This window comes from Pseudomonas reidholzensis (assembly GCF_900536025.1).
GTDB classification, from domain to species: Bacteria; Pseudomonadota; Gammaproteobacteria; order Pseudomonadales; family Pseudomonadaceae; genus Aquipseudomonas; species Aquipseudomonas reidholzensis.
The window spans coordinates 146,949-170,189 of record NZ_UNOZ01000035.1 but is presented as its reverse complement, the minus strand read 5'-3'; the positions used below and the strand labels follow the sequence as shown (position 1 = coordinate 170,189).

The window sequence follows — 23,241 nt, the reverse complement described above, 5'->3', positions numbered from 1 at the left end:
GGATAAAAGGTACTCCGGGGATAACAGGCTGATACCGCCCAAGAGTTCATATCGACGGCGGTGTTTGGCACCTCGATGTCGGCTCATCACATCCTGGGGCTGAAGCCGGTCCCAAGGGTATGGCTGTTCGCCATTTAAAGTGGTACGCGAGCTGGGTTTAGAACGTCGTGAGACAGTTCGGTCCCTATCTGCCGTGGACGTTTGAGATTTGAGAGGGGCTGCTCCTAGTACGAGAGGACCGGAGTGGACGAACCTCTGGTGTTCCGGTTGTCACGCCAGTGGCATTGCCGGGTAGCTATGTTCGGAAGAGATAACCGCTGAAAGCATCTAAGCGGGAAACTTGCCTCAAGATGAGATCTCACTGGGATCTAGAATCCCCTGAAGGGCCGTCGAAGACTACGACGTTGATAGGTTGGGTGTGTAAGCGCTGTGAGGCGTTGAGCTAACCAATACTAATTGCCCGTGAGGCTTGACCATATAACACCCAAGCAATTTGAGCATCAGTGCCAAATTGTGGTGGTGAAGACGAAAGAACCGAAAGTTCGCGCTCTTTGATAGAGAGCATCGCAAATATCGCATATCCGAATTCGCTGGGCTGTCCAACAGGACATTCTGGCTACAGAATTTCTTGACGACAATAGAGCATTGGAACCACCTGATCCCATCCCGAACTCAGTAGTGAAACGATGCATCGCCGATGGTAGTGTGGGGTCTCCCCATGTGAGAGTAGGTCATCGTCAAGATTCATTTCGCAAAACCCCTATCTGCGCAAGCAGGTAGGGGTTTTGTCTTTGTGGCTGAAAAGAAATGTGGCCGTGCTGCGCTCAGTGGCCGGCCTCTCCCGTGGTAGGGTTACCCCCTCACGTCCGACTGCCCCCAGAGCGTACTCAATGGCTAATACCCGCTTGCACCCCGGCTTCATGATCGTTCACGGCAACCGCCTGGATGACCTGCGTAGCCTGGTGGTGAGCTGGATGCGCCGCTATCCCCTGGCACCGCTGGAAAACGAAGTCGCACTGGTGCAGAGCAATGGCATCGCCCAATGGCTGAAGCTGGCCTTGGCCGAAGACCCTCAAGACGATGATCAAGGCGGCTGTGGCATCGCCGCGGCAATCGATGTGCAGTTGCCGGGTAGCTTCATGTGGCAGTTGTATCGCAAGGTCTTGGGCCGTGACGAGATCCCCGAAGTGTCGCTGCTCGACAAGGCGCCGCTGACCTGGCGCCTGATGCGCCTGCTCCCGGCGTTGATCGAGCGCCCGCATTTCGAGCCACTGCGGCGCTTTCTCACCGATGACAGTGACCTGCGCAAACGCTATCAGCTGGCCGAGCGCCTGGCTGACCTGTTCGACCAGTACCAGGTCTACCGTGCCGATTGGCTGAAGGACTGGGCAGCGGGTGAGCATGTGCTCAACACCGCCCGTGGCGAGCGCAAACCGTTGGCCCCAGGCAATCGCTGGCAGGCCGAACTGTGGCGGGCGTTGCTCGAGGATGTCGGCGAAGCGGGCATGGCGCAGAGCCGTGCCGGCGTGCACCAGCGCTTCATTGAACGGATGAACAGCCTCGAACAGGCACCTAACGGGCTGCCATCACGCGCGATCGTGTTCGGTATATCGTCCTTGCCGGCGCAGGCGCTGGAAGCCCTCGCCGGGCTGGCCCGCTTCAGCCAGGTCCTGCTGTGTGTGCACAACCCCTGCCGTCACCATTGGGGCGATATCGTTGCCGACAAGGACCTGCTCCGGCACCAGTACAAGCGCCAGCAGCGCAAGCAAGGCATGCCGTTGCAGCTGGACGACGAATCACTCCACCAGCATGCGCACCCGCTGCTCGCCGCCTGGGGCAAACAGGGCCGCGACTACATCAACCTGCTCGACAGTTATGACGACCCAGGCAGCTATCAGGGCGTGTTCAGCGATGGCCGCATCGACCTGTTCAGCGAGGGTCAGCCGAGCAACCTGCTCAATCAACTGCAGGATGACATCCTCGAACTGCGCCCGCTGGCGGAGACGCGTGAAGTCTGGCCGGCGGTGGATCCGGCCAAGGACCGGTCGGTGCGTTTCCATATCGCCCACAGCGCGCAGCGTGAGGTGGAAATCCTCCACGACCAACTGCTCGCCCGCTTCAGTGCGGACCCTACGCTACGCCCGCGTGACGTCATCGTCATGCTGCCCGCGATCGATGGCTATGCCCCGCATATTCGCGCGGTGTTCGGCCAACTCGACCGGCAGGACCCACGCTACATCCCCTTCACCCTGACCGACCAGGGCCAACGCGGTCGCGACCCGCTGCTGATCGCCCTCGAGCACCTGCTCAAACTGCCGGATAGCCGCTTCGCCGTCAGCGAGGTGCTCGACCTGCTCGACGTACCCGCACTGCGCGCCCGCTTTGCCATCCAGGAAAGCGACCTGCCGACACTGCATCGCTGGATCGAGGGCGCCGGTATCCGTTGGGGGCTCAGCGCCGAACAGCGTGCGACCCTGGGCCTGCCAGAGGGGCTCGAGCAGAACAGCTGGCGGTTCGGCTTGCGGCGCATGCTGCTGGGCTATGCGGTAGGCATGGGCGAGGGCTGCGATGGCATCGAGCCCTATGACGAAATCGGCGGTCTCGATGCCGCGTTGATCGGCCCGTTGGTGGCGTTGCTGGATGCGCTGGACGTGGCTTGCCAGGTGCTGTCGCAACCGGCCAGCCCCAGCGAATGGGGCGAGCGCCTGAACGCCTTGCTGCACGTGTTCTTCCTGGCCGAAAGCGAGCATGACGAATTCCTCCTGATGCAACTGCAGGACCTTGGCGACGGCTGGCAGCAGACCTGCGAAACCGTCGACCTGCACGACCCCTTGCCCCTGACGGTGGTGCGTGAGGCGTGGCTGTCGGGCCTCGACCAAGGCAAGTTGTCCCAGCGCTTTCTGGCAGGCTCGGTCAACTTCTGCACCCTGATGCCCATGCGCGCCATTCCGTTCCGGGTGGTCTGCCTGCTGGGCATGAACGACGGCGATTATCCACGTGCTCAGCAACCGCTCGACTTTGACCTGATGGCCAGCGATTACCGCCCCGGCGACCGTTCGCGCCGTGAAGACGACCGCTACCTGTTGCTCGAGGCGCTGCTGTCGGCGCGCGACCAGCTCTACGTCAGTTGGGTCGGCCGCAGCATCCGTGACAACAGTGAGCGGCCGGCCTCGGTGCTGGTCGGCCAGTTGCGCGATCACCTGGCCACAGGATGGCGCCTGGCCGGTGCGCACGAAGGGCAGCGCGAAGATGCCGGTCAGCAGCTGCTGCATGCGCTGACCCAGGAACACCCGCTGCAGCCGTTCAGCCAGCGTTACTTCCAGAAGGGCAGCAGCCTGTTCAGCTACGCCCATGAATGGCAGGTCCTGCACCAGGCGGACGAGTCGGGGGCACAGGCGTATGAAGCCCTGCCACCCTACAGCAATGACGAACCGCTGAACCTCACTCAGTTGCAGGACTTCCTCCGGCATCCGGTGCGGCACTTCTTCAGCCAGCGTTTGAAAGTGTTCTTCGAGGCCCTCGAGGCACCGACCCCGGACGAGGAACCCTTCGTGCTCGACGCCTTGCAACGCTACGGCCTCAGCGAGCATTTGCTGGGCGCCGCCTTGGCCGACCCGGAGAACGCTGAGCAGGCCCTGCACAGCCAGGCGCGTCGCTTGCAAGCCTGCGGTCTGCTGCCATTGGCCGGCTTTGGCGAGATCCTCCAGAGTGAGTTGATCCAGCCATTGCCCGACCTGCTGCAGCGCCATCGGCAATTGCTGGAGCGTTGGCCGACCCCGGTCGAAGGGGCGTTGCCGATCCACTTCGAGCGCGCGGGTGACCGCTTGCAAGGCTGGCTGGGGCGGGTCTACCAGGCACCAGACCAGAGCCTGCTGAGTATCACCACGGTGCCCAATACCATCAGTGCCGGGCGCAACAACCTCAAGCGTCATCGGTTGATCCCGACCTGGGTCATGCACCTGGCTGCCTGCGCCGCCGGCTATCCGCTGCACAGTGCGCTGGTGGCCAGTGACCTGACCCTGCTGCTCGCACCGCTGCCCCAGACGCAGGCGGCCGATCTGCTCGGTGACCTGCTGGTGTCGCGCCAAGCGGCCATGAATGCCCCACTGCCGGTCGCGGCCAAGACCGCCTTCGCCTGGCTCGCCCAGGACGATGCCGACAAGGCCCTGGCCGCCGCCGCGCGTGCCTACGAAGGCGACGGCCAGAACAGCTTTGGCGAACGCAGCGAAGCCCTGGCGTTGGCCCGACAGTTCCGCGACTTTGCCGCGCTGAGTGCCGACGAGACCTTCGAAGGCTGGTGTGAAACCCTGTACCGACCCCTGTTCGCCGCACCCTGGCAGACCGTGGGCAACCCGGAGAGTGCCGCATGACCCAGGCCCGCCCATTGGCCCTGAGCTTTCCGCTGCATGGCAGCCAGCTCATCGAAGCCAGCGCCGGTACCGGCAAGACCTTCACCATCTCCGCCCTGTACCTGCGCCTGATCCTCGGTCACGGCGACGAGCAGGGGTTCGGCCGCGAACTGCTGCCGCCGCAGATCCTCGTGGTGACTTTTACCGACGCCGCCACCAAGGAGCTGCGCGAGCGTATCCGCACGCGCCTGGCAGAGGCCGCGCGGTTCTTCCGTGGTGAACTGGCAGAGGCCGACCCGCTCTTGCAACTGTTGCGCGACGACTACCCTGAGACGCTCTGGCCGCGTTGCGCCAGCCGCCTGGAAGTCGCTGTGCAATGGATGGACGAAGCGGCGGTATCGACCATTCACGGCTGGTGCCAGCGCATGCTCCGTGAGCATGCCTTCGACAGCGGCAGCCTGTTTACCCAGAGCCTGGAGACCGACCACAGCGAACTGCTCGGCCAGGTCATGCGCGACTACTGGCGGCGCTTCTGTTACGGCATGCGCGGTGACGCCCTGGCCTGGGTGCGCGGTAACTGGATCAGCCCGGATGCACTGCTGCCGCGAATCCGCCCGCTGTTCGGTCGGGTCACCGCCGAGCAGGACGCTGCCGAGCCGCAGGCCTTGATCGACGCCACCCTGGACGAACGCACGGCGCAGCTACGCCTGCTCAAGGCGCCCTGGGCGCAGTGGGCGGATGAGCTGCAGCAGATCTGCCGTGATGCCGTGGCCGCCAAGCTGGCTGACGGGCGCAAGATGCAGGCGCGCTACTTCGAGCCCTGGTTCGACAAGCTGCGCGCCTGGGCCGGCGATGAGCAGGCGCTGGAGCTGGACCTGGGCACCGGCTTTACCCGCCTGACGCCGGCCGGCATGGCCGAGGCGTGGAAGTCCGGCGAGCCGCCGGAGCATCCCGCGTTGAACGCCATGGAGAGCCTGCGCCAGCAGCTTAACGCCCTGCCCAGCCCTGAAGTGCGCCTGCTCGAACACGCCGCGTGCTGGGTCTCGGCCCGTTTCGAGGTGGAAAAACGCCGTCGCGCCGAAATGGGCTTCGACGACATGCTCCTGCGCCTCGAACACGCGCTCGGCCAAGAGTCCGGCGAACGCTTGGCCGGGTTGATTCGTGAGCAGTTCCCGGTGGCCCTGATCGACGAATTCCAGGACACCGACCCGGTCCAGTACGGGATCTTCGAGCGCATCTACCGGATCAGCGAAAACCGTGCGGACACCGGCCTGTTCATGATCGGTGACCCCAAGCAGGCGATCTACGCCTTCCGCGGCGCGGACATCTTCACCTACCTCGGCGCCCGTCGCGCCACCACCGGCCGCTTGCACAGCCTGGACACCAACTATCGCTCCAGCCAGGCCATGGTCAGTGCGGTCAACCGCGTGTTCCTGCAAGCCGAGGCGCGTGGCGCAGGGCGTGGCGCGTTTCTGTTCCGCGAAGCACAGGAAAACCCCTTGCCCTTCGTCGAAGTGCGAGCCAAGGGCCGGGGTGAGCAATTGCTGATCGATGGCCAGCCCAGCGCCGCCTTGCACTGCTGGCGGCTGGACAGCGAAGAGCCGGTTTCCAGCACCCTGTACCGCCAGCAGCTGGCCGCCAGTTGCGCCAGCCAGATCGTCGCGCTGCTCAATGGCGGCCAGCGCGGCGTGACAGGGTTCCGCAACGGCGATGGCGCGTTGCGCCCCTGCCTGCCCTCGGACATCGCCATCCTCGTGCGCGACGGCCGTGAGGCGCAGTTGATCCGCACCGAGCTGGCCGCCCGCGATGTGCGCAGTGTCTACCTCTCGGACAAGGATTCGGTGTTCGCCGCCCAAGAGGCGCATGACCTGCTGGCCTGGCTCAAGGCCTGCGCCGAACCCGACTCCGAGCGCCTGCTCAAGGCCGCGCTGGCCAGCCTGACCCTCGATCAATCGCTGGCCGAACTCGAGCGCCTGAACCAGGACGAACGGGTCTGGGAAGACTGGGTCATGCGCTTCCGTCAGTACCGTGAAACCTGGCAGCGGCAGGGCGTATTGCCTATGCTGCGTCGCCTGCTGCATGACTTCAAACTGCCGCGCACGCTGATTGCCCGCAGCGATGGCGAGCGGGTGCTGACCAACCTGCTGCACCTGGCCGAACTGCTGCAACAGGCCGCGGGTGAGCTGGATGGCGAGCAAGCACTGATTCGTCACCTGGCGGACAACCTGGCAGGTTCCGGTCAGGCGGGCGAAGAGCAGATCCTGCGCCTGGAAAGCGACGAACAGCTGGTCAAGGTAGTGACCATCCACAAGTCAAAGGGCCTTGAATACCCGTTGGTCTACCTGCCGTTCATCTGTACCAGCAAGCCGGTCGATGGCCAGCGCCTGCCGCTCACCTGGCATGACAGCGAGGGCCATGCCCACCTGACCCTGACCCCTGACGACGAGCAGATCGCCCGCGCCGACGACGAGCGCCTGGCCGAAGACCTGCGCCTGCTCTACGTCGCCCTGACCCGCGCCCAGTATGCTTGCTGGCTGGGCATTGCCGACCTCAAGCGCGGCAGCCAGAAGCACTCGCAGTTGCACCGTTCCGCGGTCGGTTACCTGCTCGGTGGCGGTCAGCCACTGGCGGCCTCCAGCCAATTGGCCGAGTGGTTGCAGACCCTCCAGGCCTCCTGTGCGGACATCGCCTGTGGCGGTGTACCCGAGGCCCAGGACAGCCGTTACCTGATCCCGCACGACGCCCGTGAGCTGCTGCCCGCGCGCAAGCCGCGGCGGCCGGCGGCGGAGTACTGGTGGATCGCCTCCTACAGCGCCCTGCGCGTGGGCGATCAGACCCTCGGCGCCGACAGCTCCCAGGCCCAGCAACTGATGGACGACGAGCGCGTCGATGCTCAGCAACTGCGTGAGATTCCTGCCGAAAGCGGCGACATCCACCGCTTTCCGCGCGGGCCGAACCCCGGCACCTTCCTGCACGGCTTGCTGGAGTGGGCCGGACGCGAAGGCTTTGGCGAAATCAGCGCTGCTGCCGAATTGATCGAACGCACGGTTGGCCAGCGCTGCAACCGTCGCGACTGGGCCGGCTGGATCCCCGGCCTGAGCGAGTGGCTGGGGCACCTGCTGAACGAACCACTGCCTTTCCAGGCGGATCAACCCGCGCTGACCCTGGCGCAGTTGCAGCACTACCAGATCGAGATGGAATTCTGGTTCGCCAGCCACCGGGTCGACGTGCTCCAGCTCGACCAACTGGTGGCGCGGCATACGCACGGTGGCGCGGCCCGCCCGGCGGCCGAGGCGAGCCAGCTCAATGGCATGTTCAAGGGTTTCATCGACCTGGCGTTCGAGCTGGACGGCCGCTATTACGTGACCGACTACAAATCCAACTGGCTTGGCCCGGACACCCAGTCCTACAACGCCATGGCCATGGAACAGGCGATCCTCGATCACCGCTACGACCTGCAGTACGTGCTGTACCTGCTGGCACTGCACCGCCAGTTGCGCGCGCGGCTGCCCGATTACGACTACGACCGCCATGTCGGCGGTGCCTTGTTCATCTTCCTGCGGGGGGCGAGCCGTAGCGGCCATGGCGTGTATTTCGCCAAGCCTCCGCGTGCGCTGATCGAAGCCCTCGACGCGCTGTTTCGCGGCGTCCGGGCGCCCGACCAGCAGGACCTGTTTGCCGGAGCCGCGCCATGAGCCGACGCCTCGCTGATCTCTTGCCCACACCGCTGCACGCCGAACAGCTGGCGGCCCTGGCGCCGCTGCGCGACAGCCACGACCTGCTGATCCTGCTGGATCGCTGGGTCGAGCGCGGCTGGTTGCGTGCCCTCGACCGGGCCTTCGTCGGCTTTCTCGAAGAGCGTGCGCCCGGCAGTGATCCGCTGCTGCTGATGGCCGCGGCCCTGGCTAGCCACCAGTTGGGGCACGGCCACGTCTGCCTGGACCTCGGCCAGACCTTGGCAGAGCCCGATTTCGCCCTGTCGCTGCCGCCGGAAGGCGACGCCCTGGCCGGCCCGTTGCTGCTGCCCTCGCAACTGTTGGCCAACCTCGATCAGGACACCTGGCGCCAGCGCCTCGCTGCCAGCCCGCTGGTGGCGACCGGCAACACGCCGGGCCAGGCTTCCCGACCGCTGGTGCTGAGTGGCCTGCGCCTGTACCTGCGCCGCTACTGGAGCTACGAGCGGCAGATCGACCACGCCTTGCGCCAGCGTCTGGTCGCCGACGAGTCGATCCCGGCTGACCTCGGCGCACGCCTGGCGCAGTTGTTCGAAGGCGGCGCGCTGGCGGGCCAGGTCGACTGGCAGAAGCTGGCCTGCGCGCTCGCGACCCGGGCGGGGTTCAGTATCATCACCGGCGGCCCAGGCACCGGCAAGACCACCACCGTGGTGCGTTTGCTGGCCCTGTTGCAGGCCCCGGCGGTGGAGCAGGGGCGGCCGTTGCGCATTCGCCTGGCAGCGCCCACCGGCAAGGCCGCTGCGCGCCTGACCGAGTCGATCGGCCAGCAGGTCGAGCGCCTGCAGGTGAGTGCCGAGGTGCGCGGGCAGATCCCCACCGACGTCAGCACCGTCCACCGTCTGCTGGGCAGCCGCCCGGGCTCGCGGCACTTCCGCCACCATGCGGGCAACCCGTTGCCGCTGGATGTGCTGGTGATCGACGAGGCCTCGATGATCGACCTGGAGATGATGGCCATTCTCCTCGATGCCCTGCCGCCGAGTGCGCGCCTGGTGTTGCTCGGCGACAAGGACCAGTTGGCGTCGGTGGAAGCCGGCGCGGTACTCGGCGACCTGTGCCGGGATGCCGAGGACGGGTGTTATGCGCCGTCGACCCAGACCTGGCTGGAGCGGGTCGGCGGCCAGTCGCTGGCGGGCAGTGGCCTGCAGGCCGGTGACGCGCAGCGCAACCCGTTGGCCCAGCAGGTGGTGATGCTGCGTCACTCGCGTCGCTTTGGCGAAGGCAGCGGTATCGGTCAGCTCGCGCGGCTGGTCAACCGCCAGCAGGCCCTGGAAGCGCGTGCGCTGCTGCAACAGAAGCTCGCCGATGTGCACGGCCTGTCGTTGCAGGGCGAGCATGATCGCCGCTTTGACCGGCTGCTGCTCGACGGCCTGGACCGCGGGGATGACGGCCCGCAGGGCTATGGTCACTACCTGCGAACGCTGGGTAGCCATCGCCCGCAACCTGCCACCCCGGCCAGTGATCCGCGCTGGGAGCAGTGGGCCAGTCGGGTGCTGCAAAGTTTCGAAGCGTTCCAGTTGCTGTGCGCAGTGCGTAAAGGGCCGTGGGGCGTGCTTGGCTTGAACGAGCGGGTTACGCGGGTGCTGCACAACGCCGGGCTGATCGACAGCCAGCAGCCGTGGTACGAAGGTCGGCCGGTGCTGGTGACCCGCAACGACTACGGCCTGGGCTTGATGAATGGCGATATCGGCATTGCCTTGCGCCTGCCGGATGAGCAGGGCAACGCGCTGCTGCGCGTGGCCTTCCCGCGCAACGACGGCAGTGGCGGCGTGCGCTTCGTGCTGCCGAGCCGGCTCAACGAGGTCGAGACGGTGTTTGCCATGACCGTGCACAAGTCCCAGGGCTCGGAGTTCAGCCACACCACGCTGGTGCTGCCGGACGCGCTCAACCCGGTGCTGACCAAGGAGCTGGTATACACCGGCATTACCCGGGCCAAGCACTGCTTCAGCCTGATCGAGCCACGGGCGGGCATCTTCGAGGAAGCCGTGGGGCGCAAAGTCCGGCGGATCTCCGGGCTGATGCTCGAGCAGGTCTGATACACCGCGTACCTGCTGGCAGCACTTCTGCGAGTAAGTGGCGGTGTGCTATCGTTGCGGCATCATCTGACTTGCCTCCGAGAGATTTCCCACATGGTAGTGGCTGTCTCGCCTTGGCGATGGCTGACGGGCTGTGCGCATACGCTGCTGCTGGCCCTGTCGCTGATCGCCGCGCCCAGTTGGGCAGACACTGCTGCGACGGCCGGCCAGGCCCAACTGCGGGCCAAGGCGGTGACTCAGGTAGTGCTGGGCATCCTCAGCTACGCGCGCTGGCCCGTCGAGCCGGCGCCCTTGCGCCTGTGCCTGATCGGCCCCACCGAATACGCCGATGACCTGATCAAGGGCACCCAGCAGAATTCTGGCAAGGCCTTGCAGGTGCGCCGCCTGCTTGCGGACGACCCGCGTACCTCCAGTGCCTGCGATGCGCTGTATATCGGCAAACTCGAGCCCGGTCAGCGTGATCGCCTGTTCAAGGCCGTCAGTGGCCAACCGTTGGTGAGCATCAGCGAGGCCGACGACCCGTGCACCGTGGGCAGTCTGTTCTGCCTTCGGGTGAGTGACGAGCAGGTGGCGTTCGAGGTCAATCTCGACTCGGTCGCGCGCAGCGGCGTGCGCATCCACCCCAGCGTGCTGCAGCTGTCGCGGCGCCGGGCGGCGCAGCCATGAAGCCCCCAGCCAAGCGCGGCCCACGGCCCACCCTGCGCACCGTGCTCGGCCGTGGTCACCTCGGCGTCGCCTTGTTGGCCGTTGGCCTGGCGGGGATCAGCGTGACGCTGCTGGGTGTGCTGGCCCTGCGGGTCTATGCCAACCAGAACCTGCACCTGATCGCCCGCTCGATCAGCTACACGGTCGAAGCTGCGGTGGTCTTCGACGACAGCGCCGCCGCCACCGAATCGCTGGCCTTGATCGCCGCCAGCGAAGAAGTGGCCGATGCCAAGGTGTTCGATAATGACGGCCAGGTCATCGCCCAATGGTCGCGTGACGAGCAAGGCCTGCTCGCGCAACTGGAAGCCTCGGTGGCCAGCACCTTGCTGGTCGAGCCGATCAACCTGCCGATCATCCACCAGCAGCAGAACGTCGGCCACATCGAGCTGATCGGCCAGGGCCGCAGCCTGCTGCGCTTCCTGCTCAGCGGGTTGGCCGGGATTCTGCTGTGCACGCTGCTCAGTGCCTGGGTCGCCAGCCACCTGTCACGGCGCTTGTTCAGTGACATCGTCAGCCCGCTGCGCAGCCTCGCCCAAGTGGCCCATGCGGCACGCCGCGAGCGCAGCTTCGAGCGGCGTGTCCCCGAGACGCACATCGCCGAACTCAATGAGTTGGGCAACGACTTCAATGCCTTGCTCGACGAGCTGGAAACCTGGCAAAGCCACCTGCAGAGCGAGAACGCCAGCCTGGCCCACCAGGCCAGCCACGACAGCCTGACCGGCCTGCCCAACCGCGCCTTCTTCGAAGGCCGCCTGAGCCGCAGCCTGCGCAGCGCCGAGCGGCAACGGGAACACCTGGCGCTGCTGTTCCTCGACAGCGATCACTTCAAGCAGATCAATGACCGCCTCGGGCATGCGGTGGGCGACGAGGTGTTGATCAGCGTCGCCAGCAGGATCCAGGCGCAGTTGCGTGAGCATGACCTGGTCGCGCGCCTGGGCGGCGACGAGTTCGCCATCCTGCTGACGCCACTGAACTCGCGCGAAGATGCCCAGCGCATTGCCGAAAAGATCATCGCCAGCATGAAGCTGCCGATCCTGTTGGCCAATGGCGACAACATCAGCACCTCGCTGAGTGTCGGCATTGCGTACTACCCAGACGATGGCCACGACCCGGCCACGTTGCTCAATGCCGCCGATGCGGCGATGTACCAGGCCAAGCGCGAGCGCCGTGGCCATTGGCAAGTGGCACATACGGAATCCGGTGCTGCGGATATTCAATAAGGGAGTTAACTGTGTTTTACCCGTTTTCGCGTGTGCGTTTGACCCTTCTCGCTGTGACCCTGGCGCTGCTGTCGTTGGCCGGCTGTCAAAGCGTGCCACCGTCAGGGCTGACGGCCGAGCAGATCGCCGTGCTCAAGCGCGAGGGGTTTGCCCCGACCGATGAAGGCTGGCGCTTCGACTTGTCTGGCAAGGTGCTGTTCGGCAGCGACCTGGACACCCTCAACAGCCAGAGCGAGGCGATCGTCGAGCGCATCGGCAAGGCCCTGCTGAGTGTCGACATTTCGAGCGTGCGGGTCGACGGCCATACCGATGCGTCCGGCAAGGCGGCCTACAACCAGCAGTTGTCGGAACGTCGTGCGCAGAGCGTGTCCAAGGCATTGGTCGGCATCGGCATGCAACCGCAGAACATTCACACCCGCGGGCTGGGCAGCCGCGAGCCGGTGGCCGACAACCGCACCAGTGCCGGGCGCACCGAGAACCGCCGGGTGTCGATCGTGGTGGCCTCCAACTGACGGCGTGAGCGTCAGTCCTCGGCAAACCTCATCTCCCGCGAATCGCCCATCAATAGCGGCGCATTGGCTTCGGTCACCTCGCGGATGTAATCCCACAGCAGGGTGATCCGCTTGAGCTTGCGCAGGTCCTCCCTGCAGTACATCCAGAACTGCCGGGTAATCTCCACCTCCCCCGGCAACACGGTGATCAGGCGAGGATCCTGCGCGGCCAGAAAGCACGGCAGGATCGCCAGACCACGCCCCTGCAACGCCGCCGTGTACTGGGCAATCACGCTGGTGCTGCGCAGGTGCGCGTGGGCATTGGGGATCAGGTTGGCCAGGTACAGCAGCTCCGAGCTGAAGGCCAGGTCGTCGACGTAACTGATGAACGGGTGGTTGGCCAGGTCGCTGACCTTACGGATCGGCGCGTGGTGATCGAGGTAGTCCTGGGTCGCATACAGGCGCAGGCGGTAGTCACACAGCTTGCAGCACACATACGGGCCGTGTTCGGGGCGCTCGAGGGCGATGACGATGTCGGCTTCGCGCTTGGACAGGCTGATGAAGTGCGGCAACGGCAGGATGTCGACCGAGATCGCCGGCCAGGCATCGACGAAATGGCTCAGTTGCGGGGTGACGAAGAAGCTGCCAAAGCCTTCGGTGCAGCCCATGCGCACATGCCCCGACAATGCCACGCCGGAGCCGGAGACCTGCTCGCAGGCCATGTGCAGGGTGCTCTCGATCGCTTCCGCATAGCCCAGCAGACGCTGGCCCTCGGTGGTCAGGACAAAGCCGTTGGTGCGCGACTTTTCAAACAGCAAAGTGCCCAGCGCGCCCTCCAGCGAACTGATCCGCCGCGACACCGTGGTGTAGTCGACGCCCAGCCGTTTGGCGGCGCTGCTGGCCTTGCGCGTGCGCGCCACTTCAAGGAAGAACTTCAAATCGTCCCAGTTCAGCGCACTCAGGGAGGTGAGGTCTTTTTGCATGATGATCCGGTTTTTTTGTGCGTTCTTGTTGGATGTTTGCACATCTATACTCGAAATCAGCGCCTAGAAGCCAGCGTCAGTTGGCACTCTCGTCCCCACAATAATTCCAAGGAGCGCGCAGATGAACGCACCTCACAATCCTGCCCAGGCCAAGGTCGACCAGGTCAAGCTGTTGATCGACGGCCAGTGGGTCGAATCCAAGACCACGGAGTGGCGCGATATCGTCAACCCGGCCACCCAGCAAGTGCTGGCGCGGGTACCGTTTGCCACCGTCGAGGAAGTCGACGCCGCCGTAGCCGCTGCCCAGCGTGCCTTCGCCAGCTGGCGCGACACCCCGATTGGCGCGCGCATGCGCATCATGCTCAAGCTGCAGGCGCTGATCCGTGAGCACAGCAAGCGCATCGCCCAGACCCTCAGCGCCGAGCAGGGCAAGACCATTGCCGATGCCGAGGGCGATATCTTCCGCGGCCTGGAAGTGGTCGAGCACGCGGCGTCAATCGGCACCCTGCAGATGGGCGAATTCGCCGAGAACGTCGCCGGCGGCGTCGACACCTATACCCTGCGCCAGCCCATCGGTGTCTGTGCCGGCATCACGCCATTCAACTTCCCGGCGATGATCCCGCTGTGGATGTTCCCGATGGCCATCGTCTGCGGCAATACTTTCGTCCTCAAACCCTCCGAGCAGGACCCACTGTCGACCGTGATGCTGGTCGAGCTGGCGCTGCAAGCCGGGGTGCCGGCCGGTGTGCTCAACGTGGTGCACGGCGGCAAGCAGGTGGTCGATGCCATCTGCACGCACAAGGACATCAAGGCGATCTCGTTCGTCGGCTCCACCGAAGTCGGTACCCACGTCTACAACCTCGCCAGCCAGCACGGCAAGCGCGTGCAGTCGATGATGGGCGCCAAGAACCACGCCGTCGTGCTGCCCGACGCCAACCGCACCCAGACCGTCAACGCCCTGGTCGGCGCCGCCTTTGGCGCAGCCGGTCAGCGCTGCATGGCCACCTCGGTGGCGGTACTGGTCGGCAAGGCCCGCGAATGGCTGCCGGACATCAAGGCCGCGGCCAGCCAGCTCAAGGTCAATGCCGGCTGCGAGCCGGGCACCGATGTCGGCCCGGTGGTCTCCAAGCGCGCCAAGGAGCGCGTGCTGGGCCTGATCGAGAGCGGCATCAGGGAAGGCGCCACGCTTGAACTCGACGGCCGCGAGGTGAGCGTACCGGGCTACGAGCAGGGCAACTTCGTCGGCCCGACCTTGTTCTCCGGGGTGACCACCGAGATGCAGGTCTACACCCAGGAAATCTTCGGCCCGGTGCTGGTCACCCTCGAGGTCGATACGCTGGATGAGGCCATTGCCCTGGTCAACCGCAACCCGTTCGGCAACGGCACTGGCCTGTTCACCCAGAGCGGCGCGGCGGCGCGCAAGTTCCAGAGCGAGATCGACGTCGGCCAGGTCGGCATCAACATCCCGATTCCGGTGCCGGTGCCGTACTTCAGCTTTACCGGCTCGCGCGGCTCCAAGCTCGGCGACCTCGGCCCGTACGGCAAGCAGGTGGTGCAGTTCTACACTCAGACCAAGACGGTCACGGCGCGTTGGTTCGATGACGACAGCGTCAACGACGGCGTCAACACCACCATCAGCCTGCGCTAAGGAGGCACCCCATGCGCATCGCATTCATCGGTCTGGGCAACATGGGCGCGCCCATGGCCCGCAACCTGATCAAGGCTGGGCACACGCTCAACCTGTTCGACCTGAACCAGGCCGTGCTGGCCGAGCTCGCCGAACTCGGCGGGCAGATCAGCGCGTCGCCCAAGGACGCCGCGGCCAACAGCGAGCTGGTGATCACCATGCTGCCGGCCGCTGCGCATGTACGCAGCGTCTACCTCAATGACGATGGCGTGCTGGCCGGCGTCCGTGCGGGCACGCCGACGGTCGATTGCAGCACCATCGACCCGCAGACCGCTCGGGAGGTGTCCAAGGCTGCCGCTGCCAAGGGCGTCGACATGGGCGATGCGCCGGTGTCCGGTGGCACTGGCGGCGCAGCTGCCGGCACCCTGACGTTCATGGTCGGCGCCAGCGCCGAGCTGTTTGCCAGCCTGGAGCCGGTGCTCAAGCAGATGGGGCGCAACATCGTTCATTGTGGCGAGGTCGGCACCGGGCAGATCGCCAAGATCTGCAACAACCTGCTGCTGGGCATCTCGATGATCGGCGTGTCCGAGGCCATGGCCCTGGGTAACGCGCTGGGCATCGACACCCAGGTGCTGGCCGGCATCATCAACAGCTCGACCGGGCGTTGCTGGAGTTCCGATACCTACAACCCGTGGCCAGGCGTGATCGACAGCGCGCCGGCCGCGCGCGGCTATACCGGTGGCTTTGGTGCCGAGCTGATGCTCAAGGACCTTGGCCTGGCCACTGAGGCCGCACGCCAGGCGCACCAGCCGGTGATCCTCGGCGCGGTGGCGCAACAGCTGTACCAGGCGATGAGCCTGCGCGGCGATGGCGGCAAGGATTTCTCGGCGATCGTCGAGGGCTATCGCAAGCAGGATTGAGACGTGAGGTGGGCTTCGACTTGATCGCGGGCCAGAGGCCCTTCCCCCTGTAACTGCGCACCTGGGGGAGGGGCCTCTGCAACGCGATTTTTTTTTGCAGGCTCAGCGGCGATCAGGCGAACACGAAATACTTGCGCACGGTCTCGACCACTTCCCAGGTGCCTTTCATGCCCGGCTCGATGACGAACACATCGCCGGCCTTCAGGTGCTTGGGCTCTTCACCTTCCGGGGTGATGATGCAGTAGCCGTCGAGGAAGTGGCAGAACTCCCACTTGTCATAGTTGACCTCGAACTTGCCTGGGGTGCAGATCCAGGTGCCCATGATCTTGCTGCCGTCGGCAGACAGGTAGGCGTTGAGGTTGACCGTGTGCGGATCGCCGCCGATGCGCTTCCACTTGGTGGCGTCGACAACCGGAGCCGGGCAGGTTTCGCGCAGGACGGTGATGAAATCGGACATGGCAGGGTTCCTCTTGGATGGCTCGATGACACACCACCATAGGGCCATCGACCCACAGGCAGTTGCCTGGGCTCGACGTCCACCTGCCTGACCGCGCTATCGCTCAGCTCACGCCCACCAATAGCGCACGAAGTGGAAGAACACTGGCGCGGCGAAGCACACCGAGTCCATCCGGTCGAGCATGCCGCCATGGCCTTCGATCATGTGGCCCCAATCCTTCACCCCGCGATCGCGCTTGATCGCCGACATCACCAGCCCGCCGAAGAAGCCCATGGCGTTGACGGTCAACGCCATCAGCGCCGCCTGCCAGAAGTTGAACGGCGTGATCCAGCACAGCAGGGCGCCGACCAGCGTGGCCAGGGCGACGCCACCGAGCAGCCCTTCGAGGGTCTTGGAGGGGGACAGGTTGGGTGCCACCTTGCGCTTGCCGAACAGCTTGCCGCACACGTACTGCAGCACGTCGCTGATCTGCACGACGAGGATCAGCCAGGCGATCAGCAGCAGGTTGCGGCCCTCGAAGCCAGGGATGTCGAGGGTCATCAGCGCGGGCACCGACGACAGGCAGTAGACCGCGATCATCAGGCCCCACTGGACCTTCGAGGCCCGTTCGAGAAACCGCGTGGTGTCGCCGCCGAAGCTGGCCAGGATCGGCAGGAACAGGAACAGGTAAACCGGGATGAAGATGCTGAACAGGCCGTACCAGTCCATCGCGATCAGCAGGTACTGCACCGGCAGCGCGACGTAGAACGCCGCCACCAGCGCCGGGTAATCGCCGCGGCGGGTCGGCGTGAGGGTCATGAACTCGCGCAAGGCATAGAACGACACGCAGTAGAACAGCACGATCACGCCGTACTTGCCGAACAGGAAGGCGATGCCGATCACCAGCACCATCACCCACCAGGCGTTGATCCGCGCGTTGAGGTTGTCGATGACCGCGTGTGGCGCACTGCCGGCGCGCCACTTGAGCAGGCGACCGATGACGCTGGCGAGCAGCAGCAGGGCGCCGATGCCGGCGAACAGGGAAAGGGTGTTGTGGTCCATCTCAGGCATCCTTGGGGGCCAGGGCGAGCAGGGCCTGGCGGGCCCGCTCGAGAAATTCAGGCTTGCTTTCGTCGCTGCCCAGACGCACCGGTTCGCCAAAGCTCAAGGTGCACAGCAGCGGTAGCGGCAGGGCGCGGCCCTTGGGCATGACCCGGTTGAGGTTGGCGATCCATACCGGCACCACTTCGATACCGGGGTTGGCCGCGGCCAGGTGGAACAGGCCGCTCTTGAACGCCAGCAACGGCTCGTCGCTGAGGTTGCGCGTGCCCTCGGGGAAGAAGATCAGCGAGTCGCCGCCCGCCAGGGCATCCAGCACCGGCTGCAACGGGTTGTGCTGGGCCTCGCTGTGCTGGCGGTCGATCAACACGCCGTTGAAGACCTTGCGAATGATGAAATCGCGCAGGCCCGGCTTGGCCCAGTAGTCGGCACCGGCGACCGGCCGGGTCCTGCGCCGCAACGGCGCCGGCAGCGAGGCCCAGAGCAGGACGAAGTCGCCATGGCTGCTGTGGTTGGCAAAGTACAGGCGCTGCACCGGTTGGGGCGTGCAACCGAGCCAGAGGGCTCGGGCACCGGTGATCAGGCGAGCGGCGGAGGTGATGATGAAGGCGGTCAGGGCGGCGAGCATGGCACGGTTCTTATCCGATGAAAGGGAGTGTCAGCAGCGTAGTCAGGGTCAGCGCGACTTGCAGGGCCAGGCACACCGCCTGCCGACGCAGCAGGCCGAGCGCGGCCTGGCTGCGGCTTGGCCAGTCACGCGGGTCACTGGCGGTGGGTTTCAGGTTCAGCTCGAACAGCGCGCGGTCGAGTTGTTGCGTGGCGCTGGGCAGGTCTGCGCGGCAGGCGAGATGGCTGAACAGTTCGGCATCCAGGGCAACGCGGATGGCCCAGTACTTGTGCACTGCGCCGAGGATCAGCAGGAGCACGCACAGGGCGCTGGCCAGCGGCTGCAGCTGGGCGCCGAGCAAAGGTGCCAAGCCGTAGGCCAGGGCGATCAGGCTGATGCCGTCGGAGAGGCGTTCCAATTGTCGACCGCGGCCGAGCAGGGTGGCGACCAGGTGCAGGTTCATGGCTGCGGCTCCAGTTGGCCGAGCCGCTGGTGATGGGCGCTGCGCAGCACGATGCCGGGCCGCGCCAGGCGGATCAGCGCCTCGGCCTCGGCAGCGCGGGTGCAGCGCCCGCTGACCAGCAGCCAGGCGGCGACCGCAGTGGCGCTGCGCGAGAAGCCCAGGGCGCAGCAGACCAGTACCGGGCCTTTGCGCCTCCGGGTTTCGATGGCGTTGGCGGCCTGGCGGAGCAAGTCCAGTTCGGCGACCACCAGGTCCAGCGTTGGGTAGCTGTCGTACGCCGCGACGCGGGCATCGCTGTTTCCAGGGCCGCACGGGCACGGGAGCTCAGCACACAAGTCGACGATCGCCGCAAATCCTGACGCTTCACCGCGCCCCGGGATGCGCCCGAGAAACACCCCGTCGCACACCTCATCAGCCTGCGGATGCTTGCGCGTCCACCACCGCGAGTTGATCCAGGCGCCGAGCAGATACGGCGCGAGCAAGACGCTCGCGGCCATCGACAGCCGGCCATCCGCACCTTTCTGAAAACCGCTGGCGCCAAGCAGCGCATAGTTGAGCGCAACCATCAGCAACGCCAGTGCCGGCCACAGCAGCCACAGCCAAGCGCCCCCCGTCACCCAGGCCAGCCCGGCGCAGAGTGCGCCACCGAGGCTGTAGTAAACGGCCAGGCGCCAGCGCTTCGGGTCCTGTGCCAGGCGCATCGCCAGCAGCGGCGCGTGGCCTTCGCGCGGCCACAGCCAGACGCACAGCAAACCGGCCAACGCGCCGGTCGGCACGTCGATGAAGTGGTGCTGCCAGGTGGTCAGTACCGACAGCCCGATCAACGCCATCCAGCCGTGCATCAGCCCGCGGCTGATACCCCCGCGCAGGTGCCGGGCGAACATCGTCCAGATGATCACCAGCAGCGCAATGTGCAACGACGGCGCCTGGTTGAACGGCTTGTCGAAGCCCATCAGCACATCGAACAACCAGCCGAACAGACCGCCCAGCTCCGGGCGTTCGAAGGTGAAGCGCAGCGGCCAGAGCAGGAAGCAGACCACGCAGATCAGCTGTGCGCTGAGCAGCGCCAGGGCATGCCGGTCCATCTCCCGCCGCGTGCGCGGCAGCAGGAACGACAGGCCGTAGAGCAGGTCGATGGACCAGTACGGGATGATCGTCCATGGCCACAGCGGCACCTGGCTTTCCCAGGCGAATACCAAGGTGCCGACATCATCGCGGGTCGCCGTATGGTTGTTGGCCAGGCCGTAGCTGAGAAAGAACAACGGGCCGAGCAGCAACAGCCACAGCACGCCGCGCCGAATCAGCCCCGCTTCACGCGGCATCACGTGATGCGCTGCGCGAGGCTGACACTGAAGATGCCCCACTCATCGATACGCTGGGTGATCTTGCGGAACCCCGCGGCTTCCACCAACTGGTCCATCTCCGCCTGGCTGCGTCGGCGCATTACCCAGGCCTGGCCGCCGCGGTGGCTGGTCAGGGCGCGGGCGATCATCTCCAGTTGCGGGTGCCAGGGTTGGCCGGTGTAGACCAGGTAGCCGCCGGCTTCGACGGCATCGGCCAGGCCGGCCAGGGAGTTGCTCACCAGTTGGTTGCTGGCGAACAGCTCGTACAGCCCGGAGACCACCGCCAGGGTTGGGCGTGGGTCGAGCGCGGCCAGGCTCTGCCGGTCGAAGGCATCGCCCTGGACGAAGCGGGCGATGTCGCCCAGGCCTTTTTCGGCGATCAGCGCGCTGCCTTGCTGCACGTTCAGCTCGCTGTAGTCGCGCAGCAGGATCGAGTCCGGCAGGCGTTCCAGCTCCTGCAAGGCCTCGAGGATGTAACGGCCGTGGCCGGCGGCGATATCGACGATGTCGACCGGTCGCCCTTGCTCGCGCAACAGGCCGATCGCCTGGCGCAGCAGTTCCTCGACATGCAGTTTGCGCTGGCGGATGCCGCGCCAGCCGATGGCATCGAGGTAGTTGCGGTCGATCAGCTCGCCGACTTTGCCTTTGCCAGTGGCCTGGTTGCGGTACACGTAGTCGAGCGTGCTGCCGGAGTCGAAGCCGGTGTCGAAGCCCAGCTTGACCCCTTCTGAAACACCCTTGCCCAGGCGCAGGCTGGCGCGGGTGGCCCGCCAGTACAGGTCGCGCAGCGAATTGCGCGGCAGCGGGGCGGCCAGGCTCTCGGCTTCGGCGCAGCTGGCGCCGGCCTTGTCGGCGTCGAGCAGCGAGGGCGCGGCTACCGGCGCGTCGAAACAGTGCTCGACGAAGCGGCTGATGCGCGCCAGGGCATGGCCACGGTCACGTTCGCCGAGGGTATCGTGGAAAAAGCCGGGCAATACGTGCAGCTCTTTGCGGGCACTGCCCAGGCGCTGGAAGAATTGCTCTTGAGGTGCGCGCTCGACCACGAAGTCCGAGCCGGAGACCAGCATCTGCGTCGGCACCTGGATCGCCTGGGCATCGGCCACCACCCGGTCGGCGGCTTCATACAGGCCAAGCAGCATGGTCACCGAGATCGGCCGGCTGATCAGCGGGTCGGCCACGTACGAGGCCACCCGTTCCGGGTCGTGGGTGAGCAGGCGCGGCTTGACGTAGCTGTTGACGAAGAAGTTGCCGCGCACGGCCTTCATCAGCTTGAGGCCAGGGCGGGCGAACGGCACGTAGAGTTTGACCTTGAACGCCGGCGAGGCGAGCACCAGGCAGCGCACCTTTGGCGCGTAGTCGTGCGCCCAGGTGGCGATCAGTACCGCGCCGACGCTTTGCGCCAGCACCACCATGTCCGCTTCGGCCACGCCGTGGCTGGCCTGAATGTGCTCGATGAAGGTCTGCACGTCGCGCACGCTGGTGGCAAACCCTGGGCTGTCGCCGCGCGCGCCGGGCGATTCGCCGTGGCCTCGGGCGTCCCAGGCAAAGAAGTCATAACCGGGCATGTCCAGCTCGTCGACCAGATGGGCCAGGCGCCCACCGTGTTCGTGGCCGCGGTGGAACATCACCACGGCGCGGCGCGGCTGGTGCTCGTTGCGGGTGGCGGGCCAGTAACGGTAGTGCAGCTCCACGCCGTCATGGGTGGAGAAATGCAGCGATTGCGCTTGGCGCATGGCAGAGGTCCTTGTCCGGCAGCGAAGGGTTCAGTGGGTTTCGGCCAGCCCTCGGCGTACCCGGTTGTAGAGGGTATAGAGCGACAGCAGCAGAATCACCAGCAGCAGGCCGTTGATCCAGGCCGCGCTGAGCAGGCCGAAGGCCACCCCGGTGCCCAGCACGCCGAAAGCGAAGGCGCGGTCGCTCTTGCCCATCGGCCCGTCATAGCGCCGCGAAGCGCCCGCCAGTGGCCCCATCACCCCAGCGTATTCGCTGACCAGCGCAGTCAGCACCACGAGTACCACCAGGGGCGGTGATACCCCGGCGAGCAGGGCGAAGGGCAGGTACAGCGCCGCATCGGCGATCACGTCGCTCAATTCGTTGAGGTAGGCGCCGAGCCGCGATTGCTGGCCGAATTCGCGCGCGAGCATGCCGTCCACCGCGTTGAGCGCCATGCGCAGCAGCATCCACAGAGGGATCAGGATGAACAGCCAAGTGACATGGGGTAGCCAAGCCAGCAGCAGGCCGAGCAGCAACGAAACCAGCGCGGCGGCGACGGTGACCTGGTTGGCCGTGACGCCGCGATCGTACAGGCGCTGGACGGTGGGGCGCAGCAGGGCCTGGAAGCGGGGCTTGAGCTGGTAGATCGAGGGCACGTGGAATTCCTTTCGAAGTGCGCTTCAGGGAGGGCTCAGCCGGCAATTGTGAGAAAGAGTCGCGCGGGCGGCAAGCAACTTTTTTCAGGTGTGTGAAACAGCGACGTACTACATGCCGGACAGATTGAGCCGCTGGTCGAGATTAGTGTGGGTGGTGTGTATTAGTGCCTTCTCATCTCAAATCAGGTGTGTACTATACACATCATCTGCTCGGGGAGATCGAATGCGCAGCAGGGATGTTATCCAACTCATCAAGGCGGATGGCTGGTATGAAGTTGAAGTGAAAGGAAGCCACCATCAGTTTCGCCATCCGAACAAGAGAGGCAGGGTGACGGTTCCCCACCCCAAGAGCGAATTACCCCGAGGCACAGTCCGTAGCATCTTCAAGCAAGCAGGCTTGTAGTAGTTCTACCCGGGCTTTGCAGGCGGATGCGGGCGCGAAAATAGGGAGAAATCCATGAAGTTTCCAGTTGTGCTTCACAAAGACGTTGACTCGGATTACGGCGTGACCGTGCCCGATGTTGCGGGCTGTTTCTCGGCAGGGGCCACCGTAGACGAGGCGCTTGAAAATGTTCAGGAGGCATTGGCCCTGCATTTCGAAGGCCTGGTCACTGACGGTGAAGAATTGCCCCAAGCTCAGGCAGTCGACGTCCACTTGGCCAATTCCGACTACCAGGGCGGTATCTGGGCGGTGGTTGATTTCGATGTGACGCCTTATCTGGGCAAGGCTATTCGGTTCAATGCAACGCTGCCCGAGAACCTGTTGCAGCGCATCGATGAGAAGGTCAGGCGCGATCGCCGATACGCGTCACGTTCCGGCTTCCTCGCCAGTGCAGCGCTGCGAGAGCTTGCCTCTGCCCACTGACTTGCGCCGTAATACCCGCGCACACGCCATGGAGGTT

The 23,241-nt window shown here is 65.4% G+C and carries 18 protein-coding genes and 2 rRNA genes; 12 read left to right on the top strand and 8 right to left on the bottom strand.

What is annotated here, in order from left to right:
• From CCOS865_RS25170 to yfiB, 8 genes are all read left to right on the top strand, one after another.
• Positions 1 to 477, top strand: a 23S ribosomal RNA gene (locus CCOS865_RS25170); the annotation flags it as partial.
• Between the two features lie 150 nt (positions 478 to 627).
• A 5S ribosomal RNA gene (gene rrf / locus CCOS865_RS25165) occupies positions 628 to 743 on the top strand.
• 147 nt (positions 744 to 890) lie between these two features.
• On the top strand, positions 891 to 4,370 hold the full coding sequence (gene recC, locus CCOS865_RS25160) for an exodeoxyribonuclease V subunit gamma (protein WP_119145969.1): 3,480 nt from the start codon (positions 891 to 893) through the stop codon (positions 4,368 to 4,370).
• On the top strand, positions 4,367 to 8,044 hold the full coding sequence (gene recB, locus CCOS865_RS25155; protein WP_119145967.1) for an exodeoxyribonuclease V subunit beta: 3,678 nt from the start codon (positions 4,367 to 4,369) through the stop codon (positions 8,042 to 8,044). Before recC ends, recB begins: the two co-directional genes overlap by 4 nt.
• Complete coding sequence (gene recD / locus CCOS865_RS25150) at positions 8,041 to 10,116, top strand: exodeoxyribonuclease V subunit alpha (RefSeq protein WP_119145965.1); 2,076 nt, start codon at positions 8,041 to 8,043, stop codon at positions 10,114 to 10,116. Before recB ends, recD begins: the two co-directional genes overlap by 4 nt.
• Before the next feature lie 93 nt (positions 10,117 to 10,209).
• Positions 10,210 to 10,782 (top strand): regulatory sequestration protein YfiR, encoded by a 573-nt coding sequence (gene yfiR / locus CCOS865_RS25145; RefSeq protein WP_119145963.1) that lies wholly within the window; start codon positions 10,210 to 10,212, stop codon positions 10,780 to 10,782.
• Complete coding sequence (gene dgcN, locus CCOS865_RS25140) at positions 10,779 to 12,041, top strand: diguanylate cyclase DgcN/YfiN (RefSeq protein WP_119145961.1); 1,263 nt, start codon at positions 10,779 to 10,781, stop codon at positions 12,039 to 12,041. The genes yfiR and dgcN overlap by 4 nt, the downstream gene beginning before the upstream one ends.
• 32 nt (positions 12,042 to 12,073) lie before the next feature.
• Positions 12,074 to 12,553: an outer membrane lipoprotein YfiB gene (gene yfiB, locus CCOS865_RS25135; protein ID WP_119145986.1), complete on the top strand. Its 480-nt coding sequence runs from the start codon at positions 12,074 to 12,076 to the stop codon at positions 12,551 to 12,553.
• A gap of 11 nt (positions 12,554 to 12,564) precedes the next feature.
• On the opposite strand, the gene CCOS865_RS25130 is transcribed toward yfiB, so the two are convergent.
• On the bottom strand, positions 12,565 to 13,515 hold the full coding sequence (locus CCOS865_RS25130) for a LysR family transcriptional regulator (protein WP_119145959.1): 951 nt from the start codon (positions 13,513 to 13,515) through the stop codon (positions 12,565 to 12,567).
• A gap of 121 nt (positions 13,516 to 13,636) precedes the next feature.
• Here CCOS865_RS25130 and CCOS865_RS25125 point away from each other — a divergent pair, with 121 nt between their 5' ends.
• Positions 13,637 to 15,163, top strand: coding sequence for a CoA-acylating methylmalonate-semialdehyde dehydrogenase (locus CCOS865_RS25125; RefSeq protein WP_119145957.1), 1,527 nt, complete (start codon positions 13,637 to 13,639; stop codon positions 15,161 to 15,163).
• Between the two features lie 11 nt (positions 15,164 to 15,174).
• Positions 15,175 to 16,062: a 3-hydroxyisobutyrate dehydrogenase gene (mmsB, locus tag CCOS865_RS25120; protein ID WP_119145955.1), complete on the top strand. Its 888-nt coding sequence runs from the start codon at positions 15,175 to 15,177 to the stop codon at positions 16,060 to 16,062.
• A gap of 112 nt (positions 16,063 to 16,174) precedes the next feature.
• Here mmsB and CCOS865_RS25115 read toward each other — a convergent pair whose 3' ends face one another.
• From CCOS865_RS25115 to CCOS865_RS25085, 7 genes are all read right to left on the bottom strand, one after another.
• Positions 16,175 to 16,519, bottom strand: coding sequence for a cupin domain-containing protein (locus tag CCOS865_RS25115; RefSeq protein ID WP_119145953.1), 345 nt, complete (start codon positions 16,517 to 16,519; stop codon positions 16,175 to 16,177).
• A gap of 108 nt (positions 16,520 to 16,627) precedes the next feature.
• Positions 16,628 to 17,560, bottom strand: a complete 933-nt coding sequence (locus CCOS865_RS25110; protein ID WP_119145951.1) for a phosphatidate cytidylyltransferase — start codon at positions 17,558 to 17,560, stop codon at positions 16,628 to 16,630.
• Between the two features lies 1 nt (position 17,561).
• Positions 17,562 to 18,185: a lysophospholipid acyltransferase family protein gene (locus tag CCOS865_RS25105; protein WP_119145949.1), complete on the bottom strand. Its 624-nt coding sequence runs from the start codon at positions 18,183 to 18,185 to the stop codon at positions 17,562 to 17,564.
• Positions 18,186 to 18,195: 10 nt separating this feature from the next.
• A complete protein-coding gene (locus CCOS865_RS25100; protein WP_119145947.1) occupies positions 18,196 to 18,627 on the bottom strand; it encodes a hypothetical protein in 432 nt (143 codons plus the stop codon).
• Complete coding sequence (locus CCOS865_RS25095; protein WP_119145945.1) at positions 18,624 to 19,949, bottom strand: phosphatase PAP2/dual specificity phosphatase family protein; 1,326 nt, start codon at positions 19,947 to 19,949, stop codon at positions 18,624 to 18,626. The genes CCOS865_RS25100 and CCOS865_RS25095 overlap by 4 nt, the downstream gene beginning before the upstream one ends.
• Positions 19,949 to 21,703: a bifunctional alpha/beta hydrolase/class I SAM-dependent methyltransferase gene (locus CCOS865_RS25090; RefSeq protein ID WP_119145943.1), complete on the bottom strand. Its 1,755-nt coding sequence runs from the start codon at positions 21,701 to 21,703 to the stop codon at positions 19,949 to 19,951. The genes CCOS865_RS25095 and CCOS865_RS25090 overlap by 1 nt, the downstream gene beginning before the upstream one ends.
• 30 nt (positions 21,704 to 21,733) lie before the next feature.
• On the bottom strand, positions 21,734 to 22,339 hold the full coding sequence (locus CCOS865_RS25085; protein WP_119145941.1) for a CDP-alcohol phosphatidyltransferase family protein: 606 nt from the start codon (positions 22,337 to 22,339) through the stop codon (positions 21,734 to 21,736).
• Positions 22,340 to 22,562: 223 nt separating this feature from the next.
• Between CCOS865_RS25085 and CCOS865_RS25080 the strand changes: the two genes are divergently transcribed.
• A complete protein-coding gene (locus CCOS865_RS25080; protein WP_119145939.1) occupies positions 22,563 to 22,742 on the top strand; it encodes a type II toxin-antitoxin system HicA family toxin in 180 nt (59 codons plus the stop codon).
• A 54-nt stretch (positions 22,743 to 22,796) separates the two neighbouring features.
• Positions 22,797 to 23,204, top strand: coding sequence for a type II toxin-antitoxin system HicB family antitoxin (locus CCOS865_RS25075; protein ID WP_119145937.1), 408 nt, complete (start codon positions 22,797 to 22,799; stop codon positions 23,202 to 23,204).
• Positions 23,205 to 23,241 lie beyond the last annotated feature (37 nt).